Origin of the sequence: Streptomyces sp. NPDC003247 (assembly GCF_042888135.1) — a bacterium.
Classification (GTDB): Bacteria; Actinomycetota; Actinomycetes; order Streptomycetales; family Streptomycetaceae; genus Streptomyces.
Genome location: NZ_JBIAPF010000021.1, coordinates 66,645 through 86,924 on the forward strand (window position 1 = coordinate 66,645; position 20,280 = coordinate 86,924).

Annotated in this window: 22 protein-coding genes and 1 CRISPR repeat array; of the genes, 19 read left to right on the forward strand and 3 right to left on the reverse strand. The window is 70.6% G+C overall.

Annotated features, from left to right (window positions below):
- The first annotated feature begins 97 nt into the window (after positions 1 to 97).
- The 16 genes from ACFYWQ_RS41405 to ACFYWQ_RS41480 all read left to right on the forward strand — a co-directional run bounded on the left by ACFYWQ_RS41405 (position 98) and on the right by ACFYWQ_RS41480 (position 9,292).
- Positions 98 to 604: a hypothetical protein gene (locus tag ACFYWQ_RS41405; RefSeq protein ID WP_389525334.1), complete on the forward strand. Its 507-nt coding sequence runs from the start codon at positions 98 to 100 to the stop codon at positions 602 to 604.
- Complete coding sequence (locus tag ACFYWQ_RS41410; RefSeq protein ID WP_389525337.1) at positions 601 to 945, forward strand: hypothetical protein; 345 nt, start codon at positions 601 to 603, stop codon at positions 943 to 945. The genes ACFYWQ_RS41405 and ACFYWQ_RS41410 overlap by 4 nt, the downstream gene beginning before the upstream one ends.
- A complete protein-coding gene (locus tag ACFYWQ_RS41415; protein WP_389525339.1) occupies positions 942 to 1,922 on the forward strand; it encodes an AAA family ATPase in 981 nt (326 codons plus the stop codon). Before ACFYWQ_RS41410 ends, ACFYWQ_RS41415 begins: the two co-directional genes overlap by 4 nt.
- Before the next feature lie 92 nt (positions 1,923 to 2,014).
- Entirely contained in the window at positions 2,015 to 2,860 is an 846-nt protein-coding gene (locus ACFYWQ_RS41420) for a hypothetical protein (protein WP_389525341.1), read from the forward strand.
- A 77-nt stretch (positions 2,861 to 2,937) separates the two neighbouring features.
- Complete coding sequence (locus ACFYWQ_RS41425) at positions 2,938 to 3,708, forward strand: hypothetical protein (protein ID WP_389525343.1); 771 nt, start codon at positions 2,938 to 2,940, stop codon at positions 3,706 to 3,708.
- Between the two features lie 95 nt (positions 3,709 to 3,803).
- Positions 3,804 to 4,109: a hypothetical protein gene (locus tag ACFYWQ_RS41430; RefSeq protein ID WP_389525346.1), complete on the forward strand. Its 306-nt coding sequence runs from the start codon at positions 3,804 to 3,806 to the stop codon at positions 4,107 to 4,109.
- A gap of 90 nt (positions 4,110 to 4,199) precedes the next feature.
- A complete protein-coding gene (locus tag ACFYWQ_RS41435; protein ID WP_389525349.1) occupies positions 4,200 to 4,877 on the forward strand; it encodes a GGDEF domain-containing protein in 678 nt (225 codons plus the stop codon).
- Entirely contained in the window at positions 4,874 to 5,317 is a 444-nt protein-coding gene (locus ACFYWQ_RS41440; protein ID WP_389525352.1) for a hypothetical protein, read from the forward strand. The genes ACFYWQ_RS41435 and ACFYWQ_RS41440 overlap by 4 nt, the downstream gene beginning before the upstream one ends.
- The gene (locus ACFYWQ_RS41445) at positions 5,314 to 5,607 is read left to right on the forward strand and encodes a hypothetical protein (RefSeq protein WP_389525355.1); all 294 of its coding nucleotides are present in this window, start codon (positions 5,314 to 5,316) and stop codon (positions 5,605 to 5,607) included. Before ACFYWQ_RS41440 ends, ACFYWQ_RS41445 begins: the two co-directional genes overlap by 4 nt.
- A gap of 20 nt (positions 5,608 to 5,627) precedes the next feature.
- The gene (locus tag ACFYWQ_RS41450) at positions 5,628 to 5,789 is read left to right on the forward strand and encodes a hypothetical protein (RefSeq protein WP_389525358.1); all 162 of its coding nucleotides are present in this window, start codon (positions 5,628 to 5,630) and stop codon (positions 5,787 to 5,789) included.
- Positions 5,790 to 5,797: 8 nt separating this feature from the next.
- Positions 5,798 to 6,667 carry a histone-like nucleoid-structuring protein Lsr2 gene (locus ACFYWQ_RS41455; protein ID WP_389525361.1) on the forward strand — a complete coding sequence of 290 codons (870 nt, stop codon included), beginning with the start codon at positions 5,798 to 5,800 and terminating at the stop codon, positions 6,665 to 6,667.
- Entirely contained in the window at positions 6,667 to 7,416 is a 750-nt protein-coding gene (locus ACFYWQ_RS41460) for a hypothetical protein (protein ID WP_389525364.1), read from the forward strand. Before ACFYWQ_RS41455 ends, ACFYWQ_RS41460 begins: the two co-directional genes overlap by 1 nt.
- Before the next feature lie 29 nt (positions 7,417 to 7,445).
- The gene (locus ACFYWQ_RS41465; RefSeq protein WP_389525367.1) at positions 7,446 to 7,625 is read left to right on the forward strand and encodes a hypothetical protein; all 180 of its coding nucleotides are present in this window, start codon (positions 7,446 to 7,448) and stop codon (positions 7,623 to 7,625) included.
- A gap of 80 nt (positions 7,626 to 7,705) precedes the next feature.
- A complete protein-coding gene (locus ACFYWQ_RS41470; RefSeq protein WP_389525370.1) occupies positions 7,706 to 7,945 on the forward strand; it encodes a hypothetical protein in 240 nt (79 codons plus the stop codon).
- A 150-nt stretch (positions 7,946 to 8,095) separates the two neighbouring features.
- Entirely contained in the window at positions 8,096 to 8,818 is a 723-nt protein-coding gene (locus ACFYWQ_RS41475; RefSeq protein WP_389525373.1) for a hypothetical protein, read from the forward strand.
- Positions 8,819 to 8,887: 69 nt separating this feature from the next.
- Positions 8,888 to 9,292, forward strand: a complete 405-nt coding sequence (locus ACFYWQ_RS41480; protein WP_389525375.1) for a hypothetical protein — start codon at positions 8,888 to 8,890, stop codon at positions 9,290 to 9,292.
- 189 nt (positions 9,293 to 9,481) lie between these two features.
- On the opposite strand, the gene ACFYWQ_RS41485 is transcribed toward ACFYWQ_RS41480, so the two are convergent.
- Positions 9,482 to 9,934, reverse strand: coding sequence for a 4-oxalocrotonate tautomerase family protein (locus ACFYWQ_RS41485; RefSeq protein WP_389525377.1), 453 nt, complete (start codon positions 9,932 to 9,934; stop codon positions 9,482 to 9,484).
- Between ACFYWQ_RS41485 and ACFYWQ_RS41490 the strand changes: the two genes are divergently transcribed.
- On the forward strand, positions 9,927 to 10,415 hold the full coding sequence (locus ACFYWQ_RS41490; RefSeq protein WP_389525380.1) for a MarR family winged helix-turn-helix transcriptional regulator: 489 nt from the start codon (positions 9,927 to 9,929) through the stop codon (positions 10,413 to 10,415). The two genes, ACFYWQ_RS41485 and ACFYWQ_RS41490, sit on opposite strands and share 8 nt — an antisense overlap.
- 178 nt (positions 10,416 to 10,593) lie before the next feature.
- Here the strand turns inward: ACFYWQ_RS41490 and ACFYWQ_RS41495 are convergent, their stop codons facing one another.
- Together ACFYWQ_RS41495 and ACFYWQ_RS41500 are read right to left on the reverse strand one after the other, a co-directional pair.
- Positions 10,594 to 11,733, reverse strand: a complete 1,140-nt coding sequence (locus ACFYWQ_RS41495; protein WP_389525383.1) for a ParB/RepB/Spo0J family partition protein — start codon at positions 11,731 to 11,733, stop codon at positions 10,594 to 10,596.
- Positions 11,730 to 12,878 (reverse strand): ParA family protein, encoded by a 1,149-nt coding sequence (locus tag ACFYWQ_RS41500; protein ID WP_389525386.1) that lies wholly within the window; start codon positions 12,876 to 12,878, stop codon positions 11,730 to 11,732. The genes ACFYWQ_RS41495 and ACFYWQ_RS41500 overlap by 4 nt, the downstream gene beginning before the upstream one ends.
- A 285-nt stretch (positions 12,879 to 13,163) precedes the next feature.
- A CRISPR array of direct repeats spans positions 13,164 to 15,440; the repeat unit is 19 nt; unit sequence CCCCCGCGTCGGCGGGGAG.
- A gap of 191 nt (positions 15,441 to 15,631) precedes the next feature.
- Here ACFYWQ_RS41500 and cas3 point away from each other — a divergent pair.
- Complete coding sequence (gene cas3, locus ACFYWQ_RS41505) at positions 15,632 to 18,472, forward strand: CRISPR-associated helicase Cas3' (protein ID WP_389525388.1); 2,841 nt, start codon at positions 15,632 to 15,634, stop codon at positions 18,470 to 18,472.
- 154 nt (positions 18,473 to 18,626) lie between these two features.
- Positions 18,627 to 20,222 carry a type I-E CRISPR-associated protein Cse1/CasA gene (gene casA / locus ACFYWQ_RS41510; protein ID WP_389525390.1) on the forward strand — a complete coding sequence of 532 codons (1,596 nt, stop codon included), beginning with the start codon at positions 18,627 to 18,629 and terminating at the stop codon, positions 20,220 to 20,222.
- Positions 20,223 to 20,280 lie beyond the last annotated feature (58 nt).

Here is a 20,280-nt window from a genome sequence, read left to right on the forward strand (position 1 = left end):
ATACAGGCCGGGACGGGGCCCACCCGGGCGGCCGCAGCACCGGCAAAGGCCGGCCGCCCGCTCCCTCACCCCTTTCGAGATCAGGAGAAACCCCAGCATGACGCATCGCTCCGCCCTCTTCGCCGCCGTCCTCGGTCTCGGTCGCGCCGCCTCGAACCTTGGCGATCACCTCGTGCAGTCCGACTACTGCGCCCGCGTCAAGGGCGCCACCGACGACAAGCCCGTCCACTACGCCGCCGGCCCGGACGACGAGCCGACCGTCCACGGCACCGCCGACGGCATCAAGGCCTGCGCCTGGCACTGCCTGACCTACACCGCCACCCAGGCCGTCGCGGTCGGGGCCGGTGCCCGCGTCCTGGGCATCCGGCTGCACCCCGGTGCCGCCGCGGGCGCGCTCGCCCTGTCCTTCGTCACGCACTACGCCGCGGACCGCCGGGTACCGGGCGGGCTCCTGGAGACGCTCGCCACCAAGACCGGCAAGGGCGGCTTCTGGCACCTGGCCGACCGCGGAATCAACGGCGCGTACTGCATCGACAGCGCCTGGCACCACGCCTGGGAGACCCTCGCCGCCCTGGTCGCCACCACCAAGGCCACCACCCGGTGACCGGCCGCACCCGCAGCCGCCTGGACCGGATGCGCGCCTCGCTCGGCATCGCCCAGCTCGCCCTCCAGCAGATCGAGGACGACCTGAGCGCCGACGACGTCGACGCCCGCGAGCTCGCCGCGATCCTGCGCGAGCTCCAGGAGGACGTCGACGTCCCCGGCGGCCTCCTCCCCTCCCTCGCACAGCTGCTCACCACCGCAGCCCGCCGGGCGGAGCAGATCGAACCCGACCGCGACGCCTCCTGCCCCCTGCACGAGGCCGCCGCCCTGCTCACCGACAACGCCGGGCAGCGCCTGAACTGGGCTGCCCGCTCCCTCGACCCGCAAGGAGACCCCGAATGACCTCGGTGTTCTACCCGGACCTGCCCGAGAACGGGCTGATCGTGCTGATCGGCGCCTCCGGCGCGGGCAAGTCGACGCTGGCCCGCACCTGGCCGGCCTCCCAGGTCCTCTCGCTCGATGGCCTGCGCGGCATGGTCGGTGACGACCCCGGTCGGCAGGACGTCACGGCTGATGCCGCCGACGTCCTCAAGCTGATCCTGGAGCGCCGGATGGCCCGCAGGCTCAACACGGTGATCGACGCGACCAACTGCGAGCAGTCCGTGCGGGTGGAGCTGGTGATGGCCGCCAAGCGGCACGGCATGCCGACCGTCGCGGTCGTCGTCGCCACGCCGCTGGACGTCTGCCTGGAACGGCAGGGCCCGCGGCCGGACAACCGGCGCGTGCCCGAGGACGTCGTCCGCGCCCAGCACCAGGCCAGGGTCCACTCCCACCAGCGCCTCGCGGCCGAAGGCTTCAACACCATCGTCTTCGCCGACGCCCTGTACCGCCTGGAGCCGTTCCTGAAGCGGCTCTCGCAGGTCCGGGAGGCCGACCTCGGACGCGACGGCAGCGACGGCCTGGGCGATCTGCTGCTGGTCCGCCGCTTCTTCGGCCCGGAGATCCTGCCGCTGTGGCGGTGGCAGCCGGGCTCGGACCTGGTGACCGGCCGGGACCGCGTCGCGGAGATCCGCCTCGGGCAGCAGTCCCTCACCCTGGCCTTCCGCGCCGACGTCGACGGAGAGGGCGACTTCGGCTTCGACGTCCTGCTGCCCTGCCCCTTCGACCCGGAGTGCGACGGGCAGGCGTGGGCGCCGGCCTACTCGGTCACCGACCTGCACAAGGCGCTCACCGGGGCCATGGACAGCGACCCGGACATCGTCTGCACCGTCCACGGCGACGGCGTCGACCAGGAGGCCGACGACCACGACCTCCCCGACGACGACCCCGAGGGCCGCGCCGACCTGGAAGCGCAGTACGCGGACGCGGTCCGCGCATGAGGCGTGCCGCCGCCGCTGCGCCGAACAACCCAAGCCCACGGGGCGCCGCCCACACCCGGCGCCCGCCGTCACCCCAGGAAGGACACCCACGCATGAGCATCACGATCACGAACACGTACGGCACCGCGCACCACGTCAGCGAGACCAACCCGACCCACGTCACGAGCTGCGACTACTACCGGCTGCCCCTCGTCGGCACCATCGCCCCCGGAAACCCCGGCTACGAGGACATGGTCGAGATCCTCAAGGACAACGGCCACGACACCCGCCCCGAGGGATACGGGCTGATCTTCCTGGAGTCCGAGGAGTTCAGCGCCACGTACTTCGGATCGATCGCACAGATCGAGCAGTACAAGCGCGAGAACACCGACGGCAAGGCGACCTTCGACGCCTCGCAGGGCGTCATGTACGCCCAGTGGCCCCACGGCAAGGGCTGGGACGACTTCCTCCCCCGCGTCTTCTGGAACGTCAAGGCGCCCGGCGGCATCGCGGACGGCGTCGGCCTCGTCACCGCCTTCGCGCACACCGAGATCCCGGGCGCGGAGGCCATCGTCTACGAATTCGAAGGCAAGTGGCTTCCCGACAGCGAGCCGCAGCAGCTGGTCACCTACCACTGCACCGGCTGCCACCTGGACACGTTCCACGACTCCGGGCACGTCCACGAGAACACCGGCCCCGACCGCCGCCGCTGGGCCGCCCGCCAGGCCCGCCAGCACATCATCAGCGCCGCCCGGCACGGCGTCAGCGGCAAGAACAGCGCCTGCCGCCCCAACAACGGCGAGATGCTGCGCGGCGTGAACGCGGTCGCCCGCGACATGTGGGGCACCACGGGCAACGCCCTCCCGGACACCGACGACGCGTACTGCGCCACCAAGGGCCCCTGCTCGATCATCCGCGAACTCCGTGCCGGAGTCCGCCCGCCCGTCTACCGCGCCTGACCGCCGACGTGCGCACCCCGACCAACACCCGGTTATCGAGCGGCCCTGGCCGCCAACACCCCTTCGTGGAGGACCGCATGGCCCGCAAGCCCGTCACCTGGTACATCGCCACTCCCGCCGACGGCGTCATCGAGATGTCCCGGCACGCCGGTACCCCGGTGAACCTCGCCGCCAACGTCGGCCAGGTCGTCGACCACCCCAAGCCCTGCACCAACCTGTGGTTCGACGAGAGCCCCTTCTCGTACTTCCGCATGGTCAAGAGTGTCGGCGAGGCGCTGGGGGACACCGGCATCTGGCCCGTCACCTGGCCCGTGCGGCTGTGGACCGTCCAGCCGCTCGGCGAGACCGGCAACTGGGGCCAGCGCCACTACCCTTACCGGCTGCTCTCCCACCAGATCCGCGTCCTCGAGGAGACCGACGCCCACCGCGCGCTCGGCGCCGCCGGCCGCGACGTCCTGGACGTCGTCCAGCAGCAGATCCCCGAGCAGGCCGTCCGCTGGGCTGCGGACTGGGACGCCGATCCCGAGGGCATGCGCCAGCGGCAGTGGAACTGGGCGCAGTGCGGCGGCCGCACCTGCGGAGGCGGACGGTGGGCGGAGTCGGTGGCCCTCACCACGTCGCACGCCCGCCGCGAGTCGGCCGCGCAGACCTGGATCGAGCACCTCGCGCGCCGCGCCGTCGACCAGGCCCTCGCCGACACCGACGCCAGCATGTACGCGTACAGCTACGCCTACGGCCGCGCCACCGGCCACGCGGTCGCCGCCCAGCACCAGGCCCGCCTCGACGCGTACGTCCTAAACGCGCTCCGCGGCATCGGCCTCGACTCCCCCGCCTCCGTCGCTGCCTGACGGGCTCCCCGTGCCGCCCCGGCCCTCCCGCACCACGCAGGCCGGGGCGGTCGCGGTGGCCCCTCAAGCACTGGCACGGAGAGGAGAAGGGCGTCATGCCACGCACCGAGTTCTATGAGGTCAACGTCCCGATACACGACACCACCAATCCGGCCCGCAAGGGCGTGCACGTCTTCACCGGCGTCGCCGACTCCCCCGCCGCGGCCATGCGCCGCGCCCACGAGGTGTACGACGCCGCGCTCGCCGCGCACACGGCCGGACTCGAGATCCCCGGCAGGCAGCCGGACAGCTGGGGAGCGCGCGGGCTGAGGCCCGGCTGGCAGATGGAGTGGCCCGCCGCGAAGGCCGGCCCCTGGAACAACCCCGTCAGCTGGACCACCCGCAGCGACCTCGCGCTGTAGCTCCGCCCCGGGACAGCCGCTCTGCTTGCCCGGCTTGACGGCTGTCCCGGGCCCAACCATCCCGTACGAGACGAGACGGAGAACCCAAGTATGTCGTCCCTCCTGCGCGTTCAGGGCCGGATCGGCCAGCGCACCCTCTTACTTACGACCGCCGCCGTGCCGTTGACCGGCTGGGCGCTCCACGCCGTCACGCTGCACAAGCAGCTCGCCGCCACCCGCCGCGACCCGCTGACCGGCCTGATGCGCCGCGACGTCTACACCGCTCGCGCCCGCCGGCTCCTGTCCCGGCACGGTGACGGCGTGGCCGTGGTCATGGTCGACGCCGACCACTTCAAGGCCGTGAACGACGGCTTCGGGCACCCGGCCGGGGACGCCGTGCTCGCCGCGTTCGGCGCCCGGCTCACCGCGTGGGCGGGCCCGCGCGCCGCCGTCGGCCGCCTCGGCGGTGACGAGTTCGCCGTCGTCCTGGAGCTACCCGCTGGCCGACTGGAGCAGCGCCTCGCGCAGCTGGTCCGCATGCTGCACACCCCCGTCGTCCTGGACGACGGCCGCACCGTCGACGTGGCCGCATCGGTCGGCGCCGCGACCCCCGACGTGATCAGCACCCGCGACCTGTCCCTGCTGCAGAGGGCCGCCGACGCCGCCCTCTACGAGGGCAAGCACTCCGGCCGCGCGATCGTCGCCACTGCCGCGCACGCCACGCTGCCGTCCGTCAACGGGCGCCGGGCCGGCCGCCCGGGCACGAGCCTGTGGGGGCGAGCCGCATGAGCGTCGCACCCCTGCCCGAGGGCGACTGGATCCGCGGCATCACGATCCGCCAGCCCTGGGCGACCTGCATCCTCGCCGGGAAGAGCCCGGAAAACCGACCCGTCCCCTGGTCGTGGCAAGGCTGGGTCTTGATCCACGCCGGAAAGAAGAAGCCGGAGCCCGCCGTGCTGCGCGACCCGCTGGTCGCCACCACGATCCGCGGCCGCGAACTGCCCTTGGGCGCGGTCATCGGCGTCGCCCGCCTCACCGGCTGCCACTTGGACCAAGGGCCGGAGCGGTGCACCAGCCCCTGGGCGGAGCGCGGCGCGCACCACCTGGTCCTCGCCGACGTCCAGGAGCTCGCCCTCCCCGTGCCCGCCACGGGCGCGCTTCCGGCCTGGAAGCCGACGCCGGACCTGCTGACGCAGGTTTTCCAGCAGCTGCCCGCCTTCCGGCCGTGACCCGCCCGGGACGCAAGAAGGAGAAGCCGCCGTTCGAGCCGGGCCTGATCCCGGCTCCCGGCGAGCTTCTCGGATGGCGCGACAGCCAGCACTTCGACCGCTGGCAGGACCTCCCCTGCACGCTGTGCGGCCAGCCCACGCCCATGCGCTCCCACTCCGGGGAGCCCGTGCACAAGGCGTGCGCTGAGGACTGGATCACCGCCAACCCCGTTGAGGCCCGCCTCGGGCGGTTCGCCTCCGACATCCAGCCGAAGCCCAAGTCCAAGGGCCAAGGCGACGACCACGCCTGACCTCCACCTGGAGGACCTCCATGAGCAGTACCCCACAGCAGGACGTCGACCACGCCCTCGCCTATCCCGAGCCCCCGGCTCACCCGAACTGGCGGCGGCGCGGCACGGCGAAGCCCCGGCCGCTCACCGCCGACCAGCAGCAGCACAACCGCGAGCTCCTGGTGCTCGCCCAGCGCACGTAGGAGGCGCCGTGTTCACCGACTGGACCCAGGCCCTCGAAGCCGAATCCCTCCCGCTCGAGCCCAGCACCGAGCAGCAGCTCGCCGCCGCGTGCCGCGTCACCGCACGCAACGCCCGCGACAAGGACGACCTCGCCCACCTCCTGGACGCCCTCGGGGTGCCCGCCGACGAGGACACCCTCACCGCGCTCCTCCCCCTCCTTCCCGACACCGCCACCGCCGGAGAACTCGTGACCACCCAGGCCCCCAGCACCAACGCCTACGCGGCCGTCGCCGCCGACATGCTCAACCGCGGCGACAACCCCGACCACGTCCGCGCCACGCTCGGACTGTCCGACACCGAACTCGCCGACGCCGTCACAAAGGCAGAGGCGGAGCCCGCACCGGAAACCGGCATCGCCCCGGGAAGGGACGGCACCCCTGCGCAAGGCGCGGACTCCCCCGAGCCCGAGACGTCCGGCATGCGCAAGCCGGCCCCCGGGACAGAGATCGAGACGCTGCTCGCCTGGGGCGAGCAGCACACCGCGAAGGCCGTGCAGGCCCTCGCCGCCAGGGCCCGCACAGCCCTGGCCGAACTCGCCAGCAGGCGCGACACCGAGCACGCCGTCACCGAAGCAGAAGGCCGGGTCGACCGGCTGGAACGCGAACTCGCCCGAGCCAGGGAGGAACTCCGGCAGGCCAGGACCGGCAAGACCACCACCAAGGCCGCCGTCGCCGTCCCGGCCCTCAACGGCAAGCTCAGCAAGGAGCAGCTCGCCGCGATCCGCACGTGGGCGCGCGCCAACGGCCACCAGGTCGCCGACCGAGGCAACCCGGCCAAGGCCGTCATGGACGCCTACGACGCCGCCCACCGCACCACCAACCTGGCAGAGGCGATCTGATGGACGCCATCCCGCTCGCGCTGGAAGGCTACCTGGCCGCCGAACCCGAACCCGGCGACCGTGAAGGCTCCGCCGCCTGGCGTCTGAACTGCTCCGCCGGCACCGACCACCTGGTGGAAGAAGCGGTCATTCCCTGCACCACCATGGAGCCGGAGATCGCGCACGCCCTGCTCACCGAGCACCAGCCCGGCGACCTGCTGCGCGTCATCGGCCACCTCACGCTCCCGGACACCGCCGACGGGGTCATCCGGCTGCACGCCGAAACGCTCGAAGTGCTCTGGCAAGCGCCGTTACTGGACGCGGACCGGGATGACACAGACACCGCGACCGCGACAGACGCGCACACGGACCGCAACAGTGCCATCGCGGCTCTCGCCGAAGCGCTCACCGGCTTCGGACAGGCCACCCCCGGTCCCGGACAGAGCATCCGTATCCACATCAGCCCGACAGGAGCCCTCGGCTCGGGCCTGGAACACTGCCACAGCTTCGACGTCACCCCCGCCATGGCCCACCGGCTCGCCGACTACGTCGACGCCATGAGCTGCTACCTCGACAGCGAACGCCCCGACGGCGTCGACCTGGCCCCGGAGACCATCGCAGACCTGACCGAGCTGTTCGAGGACATCGACCTGATCGGCCTCACCAACGCGGTCCTCAACGCCACCCGGCCCGAACACCGGCCCGCCGTCACGCAGGCGATGGACGACATGTTCGGCGACGTCCCCGCCCCCGAAGACACCGACCCGTGACCACCAGCCAAGCCCGAAGGGAGGCGACCTTGAAGCCCACCCAGCCACAGCGCAACGTCCTGGAGCGGTTCCCCGCCGGAGGCCCCCGCGGCTCCTGGCCGGCGGAAGAGTACGCCGCCGCCCAGCGCGCCCAAGGCAGGTCGGACGCCCAAGTCGTGATGGACCTGCCCAGCGACCAGTTCCTCGTGGTCACCAGCACCACCCACTAGCACCACCACCCCGAGCGCCGCGGCCCCGCCTTCCCGGCCGGGCGCGGCGCTCCCCCGTCTGCGACAAGGAGCAGCACCCCATGGCCCGCATCACCATCCGCGTCGAACCCCGCCACGCCGACAACAGCCCCTGCGATCACGCGGTAAAGCCCTCCGGCAAGCCCCGCGACCCCGCCTCCGGCTGCACCGGCAGGACCGCATACGCCGTCGTCTGCTCCGAGCACGGCGACGTCGGCGGGCCCCACCACATCAAGCAGCTTGCCGCGCCCGCGGCCACCGAGCACCGCCAGGAGCACCGCGCCGCCCTCGCCGCCCGCTGACCCCGCGGCCCGCCCGGCCGGGAACGCCCCCATACCTGCGGGGGCGGCCGTCGACACCGACTCCGGCCACCCCCGCAGCACCACCCCATCACCACCGTCTGAGCACACGCCCAGCCCCGCAGAGCCCGCCCACTCACTGAAAGAGCCCTCATGACGGACACCACCACAGCCCTCACCCGCCTGCGCACCCGGCTGCTGAGCGCCGCCTACGCCAACGCGGACTTCTGGACGCAGCGCACGGCACTCCTCACCGACCAGGCCCTGGCCGCCCTCGCAGACCGCGACCCGGCCGCAGCCGAAGACCTCGCCCACCGCCAGATGGACCCGGACTTCCTCAACGACACCCGGGTCCTGAGCGCGGCCATCCAGGCCGGGATCGACACCAGCCACTGGAAGGAACGGCGCGACAAGATGCGCGACTACGCGCGGGAGGCCGACTGGCTGAACACGAGGACCGACCCGGACACCGAGGCCAAACGGCTGTGGGCATCGCTGTACGACCACTACCCCGTCATCGCCCAGGCCCTGGCCGCCTTCCTCACCGGGCTGCCGCCCACCTGGCGCGAGGACCTGTTCACCCGCACCTACCTCTTCCCCGACCCCAACGGCCCAGCCGCGCCGCAGCTCCCCGGCCCGGAGACCGCCCCGTACGACGAACAGAGCTGGGAGGACTGCCTGGCCTGCGCCGAAGCCCAGGACTCCTGCCGCTTCCACAAGGGCGTCAGCGTCGGCATGCACTACCAAACCGACCTGATCAAGACGCTGCTGTCCGACGGCCAGGCCACCGAATACGTCCAGCAGCGCCACGCCGAACTCGAGACGAGCGCTGCCCAGCCGGCGACGACCAACACGAACACCTCCACCACCCAGTGAACGCCCGGGGCGGCCGTCGACCTCGAGTCCGGCCGCCCCGGCGCCTACCGGCACCACGAAGGGAAACCCGTGCCACCGACCCCCATCGAGCTGACCTCGTTCGGCTACCTCCACCAGCCGACCGGCACCGACGGACAACCCGCACCGCCCACCGCCGACCGCACCGAGGACGTCCGCGAGCGCCTGCGCGACCCCGCCGCCGCCCGCAACATCCTCGACCTGGACGGCCGCCACCCCGACGTCCAGGCCGTCGTCCTCGCCACCCCCGGCGTCCCCGAGCTGCTCGACAACCTCACCGCCTACGCCCTGCTCCCCGCCGGACCCCGCCGCATCGCGATCGGGTGCGCCGGCGGGAAGCACCGGGCATGCGCACTGGTCGAACTGCTCGCCCTGCGTCTCCTGGAGCGCGGCATCCCGGTCAGCGTCCGGCATCTCCACGCCCATCTGCCCCGCGTCTTGAAGGGCAAGAAGTAACAACGTCGACGTTCATCGTCGCCGACGCCGCTGACACTCCGCCCCCAAGCTGCACGGCAAATGTCCTGTCTCACTCAATCGAGTCGTTTTCTCAACGAACCGAGTCGTTCGGGCTTCTGCCTCAGCGAACCCCCAGTCGCGCGGTTGAGCGTGCTGGGGGTGCTGGATGGCTGTACCGGCTGGGGTGGATCACGCGGCGGGGGCGCCGCCGACGAAGGTACGTTCCGGCGGTGACGCCACGAGTTCGACCATGGTGCCGGCGCGGAGGTCATCGCCGAGGACACGCGTGATCGCTTCGGTGAGCGCGGTGCCGAGGCGCGCGGTGATCTGGGCGGCGTCGGGGCGGTCGAAGACGCCGGCGCGGACGCCCAAGATCACCGAGGCATTCGTGTCCACGGCCTTGCCACCCTGCGCGAAACGGCCTGCGGGGGCTCCGGTCAGGCGGACGCTTACGAGGTCGCGGGCCCATTCGCCATAGACGCCGACGATCGCGTCGGTCAGTGCGGCGACGAGCATGGGTTCGTTCCCGGTCAGCCTGTTCTCTGGAAGGTGGACGGTCAGATGCGGCATAGTGGACCTCGTTCCCTTTGAATCCAAAGTCTTTGTCTTTAAAGGTATCTGGAAGAGGTCGTTGATGTCCACGGAATCGGACGGTCCAGCCGTCAATGAGGCCGTCCGCACCCTGCTGTTGCTCATGCCACGGCTCGTGGGCCGCGCCAAGCGCCTGCCCATACCTCCGGCGCTCCAGGGTCTGGACCTGGCACCGCGACACCTCGCACTGCTGGCCCACCTGGAGTACGACGGCCCCACCAGCATCAACGAGCTGGCCGCCCGGCTGGAGGTGGCCCCGACGACCGTCAGCCTCATGGTCAGCGAGCTGTCACGGCCGGGCGTCCTGCAGCGCACTGCCGATCCCGCCGACCGCCGCCGCCGCATCATCGCCATCGCCCCCGCCTACGCCGCACCGATCGGCGAATGGCTTTCTGGCAGCGCCTCCGCCTGGGAATGCGTCATGCGCGGTCTCGCCCCCGCGGAACGCGCCACAGTCATCACCGCCCTGCACGCCTACGAGGCCGCCCTGGAGCAGGCGGGCGACCAGCATCGGAACGCGCAGCTGCTTTAGCGAGCCGAGATTTGTCTCAACGAACCAAGTCCCCGCGTCGCACCCAATCCAGTCCACGCAGGTCAGCGCAGGAGTGGACGACTAACTTCATTGAGACAGGACAGCAAAGGCCCGCGCTCCCTGCGCATCACGCAGGGAGCGCGGGCCTTTTTTGCGTTGCGCTCCGGCCGGCGGGCAGTCAGGCCGACTGCTGCTCCTGTCCGGTCAGCTCCTGCAGCAGTGCGCTGTAGCTGTCGGGATGCTGTTCACGCAGGATCCTGAGCCAGATGCGTGCGCCGTCCGCGAAGACCGCCGGGTCCATCTTCAGGTGCAGGTGGGTGACGACGGAAAAGGCGTCGTCGTACGGCAGCCGACGCGGCTGGCCTCCATCGTTCTGGGCTGGCAGCTCGGGCGCCGCAACCTCCAGGGTATTAACGCCGTTAACGCCCGGCGCCGCAAGAGAGCCAGACACCGAAGGGCTCTCCGGGGTATTAACGCCGTTAACGGCAGGTGCCGCAGGGATGCCAGATGCCGCTGGCCCCTCTGAGGTGTTAACGCCGTTAATGGCGGAGGTGTCGCTCGCCTCCCCCTTGGCGGGTTTGGGACGCCGCTGACGGGGGGCTTTGGCGGCCTCGATGGCCTTCTGCGCCTCCCCAGCCTGCTCGTTCTTGGGAAGCCGACCGATCCGGCGAGCCGGCTCGACCTTCAGCTCGCCCGTTTCAACTTGCCTCTGAAGGTCGGGCGTGAGTTCCAACAGGGCCATGCGCTGAGACACCCACGCCGCCGTCTTCCCCAGCCTCCTCGCCACCGCGCCCTGCGAACCGTGGACCTTCACGAGGTCCTGGATCGCGTTTGCCTGATCCATGGGCGGGACGTCCACGCGGTGGATGTTGGCGATCAAGGCGGACTCCAGGATGTCCGCCGCAGTCGCGGCGAGATCGTCGTTGACGTCTATCCGCAGCTCGACAAGACCGGCGAGCTGAGCAGCAGCCAGGCGCCGGTTGCCGTCGACGACGACGTACTCGGCTTCCTCACCGAGCTTGTCTTCCTGGCCGGGGTAAGCACCCAAGAAGGCTGCGCGACGCACCACGGTGACAGGCTGGATCTGCCCCTTGGCACGCAGCGACTCCGCCGTCTCTTCGATCTCCGTGAGCTCGTCACGCGGATTGAACGGATTTCCCGCGAGCAGTCTGAGCTCCACCTTGGCGGGAGGGCGCTTGCCCTCACCGTTCATGATCTGCTGACGGGTTCGGATCCGCCGCGGCTCCCTCTTCTCACCGGCCTCACCCTCCTCCCCCATGCTGAACCCGCGGGTGACCCGCTGCTGAGGGGGCGTCATACGGCAAGCTCCTTCGCCAGATCGCGCATCACCTGCGCGTGCTCACTGTCCGGTGCGTACTCCAGCAACGGGATCTCACCGTCCGCGGCCTCCCGGCCTTCCTTCAGATCACCGATCACAGCCAGGACGGGCGGGGAACTGCTCTTCTCCCACTCGTCCTTGTTCTGCTTCACGAGCTTGCCGCGGCGGCTGTCGTACGCGTTGATGATCAGACCGATGTAATCGACCTGGATCCTGCCCTTCTTGCACAGGTCGTCCATCTGACGGCTGAGGAGCCGGAACGCCCGGTGCGAGGCCTTGTTCGCCCAGACCGGCGTGATCACCCCGGACCGGTCAGCGAGCTCCCCATCACGGCGGCGGACGTAGTACAGGGCGGTGTCCATGTTCAGGCCCAGGCTGGGTGGGCCGTCGATGATGATCACGTCGTAGTCCGCTTCGAGCGGCTCCAGTGCCCGCTCCAAAGCGGCCTCGCTGAAGCTCACCTTGGACAGGGCGACGTCCCGCAGGAATGCGTCGTCGGATGCGGGCAGTAGATGGAGCCGATCGCCGAACCGTTCGCCGTCCAGAGCCACCAGCAGATCGTGTATGTCGCCCCGTGCAGTGCCGTCCATGTGCATCATCAGGGTCTCGACATCGTCCTCGTACATGAGGTCCTCGAAGCCCAGCTCTGCCGTGAGGTGGCCCTGCGGGTCGTAGTCGACCAGCAGGACGCGGTGGCCGGCCTCCGCGAGCGCCTGGGCAATGCCGGAGGACAGGAACGTCTTGCCCACACCGCCCTTCTGGTTGGCCACTATCACCCGCACCACCGGCTGAGCCGCCAACGGAGCAGTGGGGGAGGGGTGATTGTCGAGCCACAGGGTGAGGGCCTGCGCCAGCCCCTGAACATAGGTGACCCCGCGGTCGGAGCAGGCCGCCTTGAACCTGTCCGGCTCACCGACAGGGAGGAACGTGCCCCACGTCTTCGCGCCGTCGGTCTTGACCTCCGGCAGGCCGTCCGCTGAGTACCAGGCACTGATCGCGTGCTCGGTCGCGTCCTGGATGTCCATTCCGTGCTCGAAGGCGCGGATTTTCAGGTGTCTACGCAACTGGGGAGTGAGGGCTGTAATTAGCTTCTCTCGCTCCCCTCGTGGGCTTGGGATGCTCATGGGGCCGAACTTTACTAGGTACACAGCTCGTACGGCCGTAACGGCTCCATCAAACCCACTTCGGATGCAGTGGCGAACAACTCACGGGCCGTCAACAAACCTGCCGTGTACTGCAGCAGTGCCTAGCCGACTTGTGCCGACGACGCGAAGTACCGCCGCGGACGGCTGGCTGGCCTCGTATGCCCCCGGAGGAGAACATCCTGTTTACCCTGGGCGCTGACTATCCACGCTTGACCGCGGAGGATGGCACGAGAACCAGGAGCAGACGGCACATCACGCTGGACACCCCCAAGTCGGCAGGGAGGACGCCGAGCCGCTCGGCGGAGGGGTGGGCCGCCTCGGGCCCCCCGCGTCGGCGGGGAGGACAACGGCTGGGTCGCGCTGGCCAAGGCCATGGGCGGAACATCCCCACGTCGGCGGGGAAGACTTCAGCCGGCCCTGCACGATCACCCGCACCCCCGGAATACCCCCGCGTCGGCGGGAGGACCCACGGCGTCCACTCGGGGTACGCCCAGCAGGCGGAACGCCCCCGCGTCGGCGAGGAGGACCACACCGTGGTGTCGGTCGAGATGTACTCGATCGGAACACCCCCGCGTCGGCGGGGAGCACGCGAGCCGGTTGTAGGCGACCTTGTTGTCACAGGGAACACCCCCGGGTGGGCGGGGAGGACGGGGTGGGGCGGTCGTACATCGGGCGGGATCGTGGAACACCCCCGCGTCGGCGGGGAAGACTTGGCGAGGTGCTCGTCGACGAGCTCGCCGACTGGGACACCCCCGCGTCGGTGGGGAGGACGCGGTCCCGCTGTGCGGCCGGTGTGCGGGCCTCGGACCACCCCCGCGTCGGCGGGGAGGACGGGGACAACTTCTTCGTGGGCAAGCAGGTCGGCGGAACACCCCCGCGTCGGCGGGGAGGACATCGTCAAGATCGTGCTCGCCGTCGTAAGCATCGGAACACCCCCGCGTCGGCGGGGAGGACGTGAGCCGGGCCTTGACGGTGATCTCGACGGCCGGATCACCCCCGCGTCGGCGGGGAGGACGCAGGCTCTGCGACGCCCAGCGCGCCCTCTGCCGGAACACCCCCGCGTCGGCGGGGAGAACACGAAGGTCGTCGGCTCGATGCTCCTGCACTGCGGAACACCCCCGCGTCGGCGGGGAGAACGCGGTGGACGACGGGGCGATCCATGTGCGGTCCGGAACACCCCCGCGTCGGCGGGGAGGACAGCTGTCCGGGGACCATCGGCTCCGGGGCCCGCGGAACACCCCCGCGTCGGCGGGGAGGACCTGCCGAACCTGGTGTCCCACCTCGCCGTCAACGGAACACCCCCGCGTCGGCGGGGAGGACCAAGCGGCCGGCCTCACCCAGGAGCAGGTCTTCGGAACACCCCCGCGTCGGCGGGGAGGACGTGCGCCTGGACGGCCGGTGGAAGCCGTCCGCCGGAACACCCCCGCGTCGGCGGGGAGGACATCGTCCCCGACACCGGGAACGCCGCAGTGAACGGAACACCCCCGCGTCGGCGGGGAGGACAAAGCCCGTCACCCAGAGCCGCCCTTCGGACGCGGAACACCCCCGCGTCGGCGGGGAGGACCTTGGCGGCGATGGCCTCGAGGATGATCCCGGCGGAACACCCCCGCGTCGGCGGGGAGGACGAAGCTGCCTGGGCATCAGCTGCTCTCCTTCTCGGAACACCCCCGCGTCGGCGGGGAGGACCTGTGGGACTACATCATCAAGCCGTACATCGACGGAACACCCCCCGCGTCGGCGGGGAGGACACGATGCCCGGGAACACGACCTCGCGGAACTGCGGAACACCCCCGCGTCGGCGGGGAGGACGGGCGACATGCAAACCAGTTCGCACCATCCAACGGAACACCCCCGCGTCGGCGGGGAGGACCTCTACGACGGCAAGCACTCCGGACGCGCGCACGGAACACCCCCGCGTCGGCGGGGAGGACCGACCGACCCGGAGGGCGCGGGAATCGCCAAGCGGAACACCCCCGCGTCGGCGGGGAGGACCCAAGGCGGCCCTGGAGAACGAGCACGGACGGCGGAACACCCCCGCGTCGGCGGGGAGGACGACGAGGAAGTCCGCGCGTTCGTACAGCGGTTCGGAACACCCCCGCGTCGGCGGGGAGGACGTTGAGGATGCGGCGGCCCTGCCACCTGCGGGTGGAACACCCCCGCGTCGGCGGGGAGGACATGAAGCGGGCGGTTTCCAGGGCCTGGAGCCTCGGAACACCCCCGCGTCGGCGGGGAGGACGTCGGCCACCTCCTTCAGCGCCCAGTCCGGGGCGGAACACCCCCGCGTCGGCGGGGAGGACGCGTTGGCGGATCGGATCCTTCCGATGCTCGGCGGAACACCCCCGCGTCGGCGGGGAGGACACATCCCGCCGCGCCCAGTAGCGCAGGTCGAGCGGAACACCCCCGCGTCGGCGGGGAGGACCCGAACGAGACCAGCAGCGCCGGGGTGGCGGGCGGAACACCCCCGCGTCGGCGGGGAGGACTCGGCCGTGGCGGTCCTCGTCACCACCGTGACCGGAACACCCCCGCGTCGGCGGGGAGGACTCTTCCTGACCTGGGGCTCAGGAGAGGCTTTGCTTTTTCTTTGCGTTCGAGGGAGCTTCGCGTCGTGGTGGCTGAGGCTGCACGTTGTCACCTTATCGGGGCTGGACAGCTGCACTGCTGTCGGTGGGCAGTGGTTGAATGCCCGTTCCGGTGGCGGGGTGTGGCCCGCTAGCTGGGGTGAGGGGGCTGGGATGCCGGGGAAGTGGGAAGCGCCGGATGAGTCGGTGTGGGGGAAGTCGAGAGGTTTGGATGGGGGACTGCCGCCGTATCCGCTGATCCGGCACCTCCTGGACGCTGCGGCGATGGCGCTGCACCTGTGGGATGCCTACCTGTCTGAGAACCAGCGTGTACGGATCGCGGACGGGATGGGGCTGGCGGGCGAGCTGGAACGCGCGAGGGCGGTCGTCGGGCTGTGTGCCGGTCTGCATGACATCGGCAAGTTGTCAGGGTTCCAGTTCTGCTCCCGGCACGGCAGCCAGTACCTCAGCGCGGAGCTGGCCGGCGACCGCATGAAGATGAGCGGGGAGCGGTTCGGGCATGACGTGGCCGGCCTGCAGGGTGCGAAGGATGTGCTGGCGGACCTGGGCTTCGCTGCCGACGGAGAGCTGAGGGTCGCAGAGCGGCTGGCCGAGGTCATCGGCGGTCATCACGGACGCTTCCACCGCATCGAGGACGGTATCGCTCCGGCATTTCTCGGCGGGGCTGCCTGGGCACGGCAGAGGACTGCGCATGCGGCCGAGGTGTATGAGTCGCTGGGAGCACCACAGGCGCCTGGAGTGTTCAAGGCGTCGGCCGCGGTGCTGGTGACGGGGGTGGTCATTCTTGCGGACTGGCTGGTCAGCCAGGAGGACTACCTCCGGGAGCGGCAGCGGGGTCTCGAGCCGGCGCTGGCGGATCATTTCAAGCAATCTCAGAAGGACGCTCCCCGCCTGCTGACCCAGGCCGGGTTGGCCTGGGTGCGGCTGCAGCGCAAGGGGTTCGCGGAGGCGTACGGCATTCAGGGTGAGCCGAATCCGTTGCAGCGGTCCGTGATGGACGAGCTGCGGGCGGCGGTGGGCGAGGGGCAGCGCGGCGGCGTTTTCCTCGTCACCGCGGCTCCGGGGGATGGCAAGAGCGAGACGGCTCTGGAGGCCGAGCGGGTTCTGTCCGAGGCCTTCGGCACGCAGGGGTACGCGTTTTTGCTGCCGACGATGGCCACCAGCGACCAGATGCACGGGCGGGTTGCGCAGGCGTTGCTGCGTCAGTCCGGCGAGGAGGCCGGGCTGACGCTGGTCCACAGCATGGCTTGGCTGAACAGCGCGTACTCCGACGAGGATCTGGATGCGCAGAACGTGTTGACCTGCGATGGTGACGAGGTCGGGGAGGGGAGCCGGCGGGCGGAGGCCGACATGCGGCCGCAGCGGTGGCTGCGCGGAGCGAAGCGGCCCCTGCTCGCGCAGTTCGCGGTCGGTACGATCGACCAGGCCCTGATGGCGGTTTTGCCGGTGCGGCACAATGCGCTGCGCTTGCTGGCCCTGTCGGGGAAGACGTTCATCGTTGACGAGGCCCACGCTTATGACCCGTACATGCAGGTGCTACTGGGCCGGTTGCTGAACTGGCTCGGGGCGTACGGCGTGCCGGTCGTCCTGTTGTCGGCGACGCTGCCGGCATCGGTCAGCGACCGGCTGATCAAGGAGTACCTGCAGGGCGCCGGTCACAACAAGCGCGCCCTGAGCGGACGGACGTTCCCGGCGCCCTACCCCGGGTGGCTGTACGTGGACGGGCAGAGCGGCCGGGCGACGCAGATCTCGCCCGCCCGACAGCATGAGCAGGCGCGTGCGCGGCACATGGAGCTCGGTGTCGTGGTGGAACCGGTCGTCCACGGCTGTGATGGCGGGGCCCGGGCCCGGCTGGCGGTGATCGAACGGGTCCTGCAGCCGGTGAGCGAGGGGGAGGGAGGCACCGCCCTGGTGGTGTGCAACACCGTAGGAGACGCGCAGGACACCTACTTGAGGCTCCGCGAGCGGTTCGACAAGCGTTCACACGAGCAGGGCGGAAGCGTGCAATTGCTGCACGCCCGTTTCCCCGGCGACGTACGTGAGGCCCGCACACGGGAGGTCACCGAAGGGCTGGGCCGCTCAGGGCCGCGTCCGCTGCGCCGGATCGTCGTCGCCACTCAGGTCGTCGAGCAGTCGCTTGATCTTGATGCCGACATTGTCATCAGCGACCTCGCTCCTCTGGCCCTGCTGCTGCAGCGGGCCGGACGGTGCTGGCGGCACGAGGACCACTGGGCCCGGCACGGATATCCCGACGGACGCGGGCGCCCGGCCTGGGCGAGCGGGCCGTGTCTTGTGGTGCTCGACCCGATCGCGGGCGGCGGGACGACGCCGAAGCAGTGGGGCGAGGTGTATTCCGAGCACCTCCTCGCCACCACCTCCCGGATTCTTGCCGGCATCGAGGGCGGGACCATTTCCATCCCGGACGACGTGCAGGATCTGGTCGAAGCTGTCCACGGGGACAGCGAGGACTTCGACTGGAACAGTCCGGGCGGCAGCGAGGCGAAAGCCTGGACGGTGCACAAGGGCCAGGAGATGGCGGAGCGCAGCGTGGCCGGTCTTCTCGCCGTCCCGCGGGCGCGGAGCGTTTCCGCGCTGCATGACCTGCACGGCCTTCCCGGTGACGAGGACGAGTGGGAGGTGTCCACCCGGCTCGGCGCCGAATCGGTGCGTCTGCTGTGCGCGTATGTACAGGAGGACGGCCGGGTGACCCTGGACCCGGGGGGTGAGCAACTGCTTCCCCAGGTCGCGTCGGACGGGAAGATGCCGGTCTCGTCCGTGCGGGAGGTGATGCGCCGCACCATTGCGGTCCGCGGCGACTGGCTCAAGGGAGCAGATCCCGACACTGTCGCCCCGCCGAAGTCGTGGACGGAGCACCCGATGCTCGGAGAACTGCGTGTTCTCCGCCTTCCCGTGCAGGGCGGGAGTGGGCAGGCGGTGAAGGTCGGCGGCGCGACTCTTCGTCTGGACACGGACTGTGGTCTGGTTCGCCGCTGATACCAGTCACTGCCTGCCTTTGACTCAGAAGTTCGCAGGTCCGGGCGCATTGTCGGTGGTGGCTGCTTGAATGCCGGGACGACGTCAGTGCAGGGCTGCTGGGGGAGGGGCTTTGCCGTGCCCGTGCGTCATGGGACCCAGGCTGTTGGAGGGGATGACCGTGAGTGGGGGATTCGACCTGCGGGTCGAGCCGTGGATTCCTGTGCGTCTGCTGACCGGGCAGCCGGCGTGTGTGGGGTTGCGTGAGTTATTTCAGCGGGCGCACGAGATCGAGGACCTGGAGATCCCCGTGCCGCCGGCGGCGGCGGGCTTGCTGCGGATTCTGGCGCCGATCGCGGCGAGGATCGCTGCCGATGGCGGTGACCGGCTCGACGATCCGGACGTTGCGGAGGACATCGACGACTGGTTCGGTCTGCGGGAGCGTGTCTGGAAGGCCGGCCGGTTCGATCCGCACGCGGTGGACGCCCACTTCGACCGGGAGGACCTGGCGGGCCGGTTCGACCTGTTCCATCCCGCGCGGCCCTTCCTCCAGGACCCGCGGCTGCGTGCGGAGTGCGTGGACGGGAAGGGAGCGCCGAACACGTCCGGGGTGAACAAGCTCGTGATGGGCCGCCCCACAGGAGTCAACGGGGCGGTGCTGTTCGGGCATTTCACCGACACCGCACCCGTGCCGGTGCCGGCCGCCGAAGCTGCCTGGCATCTGATCGCGCAGTTGTACTACGGGCCGTCCGGGCAGTGCACACCCCGCCGGATCACCGATGCGCGGACAGGCAGCAGTGACGCGGCCCCGCTGCGCAAGTCCGTCTCCTACTTTCCATGGGGGCCCGACCTGTTCACCACGCTGGTGCTGGCCGTGCCGATCCCTCAGACCGAGACCGACGGGGAGGCGCAGGACGCTTGCCCGTGGGAAGAGGACCTCAACGCCCCCCTGGAACCTCTGCCGCCGGTCACGTGGCCGGGCCGGATGCTGACCGGCCGGTTCCGTCATGCCGCGCTGCTCGTGCCGTCCGAGGACGGCCGGACGGTGACCGACGCCTACATCACCTGGTCGACCCACGAGCCGCCGCACAAGGTGCGCGACCCCTACCAGATCCTCGACCGGCGCAAGGACGGGGACTTCCAGCCGCGGGAGGCCGACGGGGCCAGGGCCCTGTGGCGGGACCTGGACTCGCTGCTGCTGAAGGACAGCCGTCAGGACGCCCGGCGCCCCCCGGCCCTCGAGCACCTGCCCCGACCGCTGCTGTCACGGCTGCGGGTGCGCGCCTACGGCTTCGACCAGGACGGTCAGCAGAAGGACAGCGTCTGGTTCCGGGCGACGAGTCCGCAGGTCCTGCAGTGGCAGGAGGAGAACGACGCGGCAATAGCCTATCACGTCAAGCACTGCCACGGAGCTGCCGAGAAGACCGGTGACCGGCTGGACTTCGCCGCGAGGATCGCCTGGAAGATCGCCACCGACACCAGTGCCGATCCGTCACCGAAAGCCAAAATCAAGCTGGACGCCCGCAAACCCGGCCCGTGGGCTGCTGCCGCGCTGACTCGTTACTGGCCGACCGCGGAGAAGAAGTTCTGGCAGCTCACCGAGCCTGGCCGCACCACAGACCGGGTCGACAAGCCGTTCGTCGACGCAGCCCTTGCCGCTCTCGACGAAGCCATCGGACAGGCCAACCGTGCGGACATCCGCGTCGCGCGCGCCCGTCACCGCGCCCGCGGCCTCCTCCTCGCACTGCTGCAGCCGTCCGGATCCGACTGAACCCGCCCGGCCGCGCCCCACGCCGACGCTGTCGGCGCTCCCTCACCTCACCCTTTCC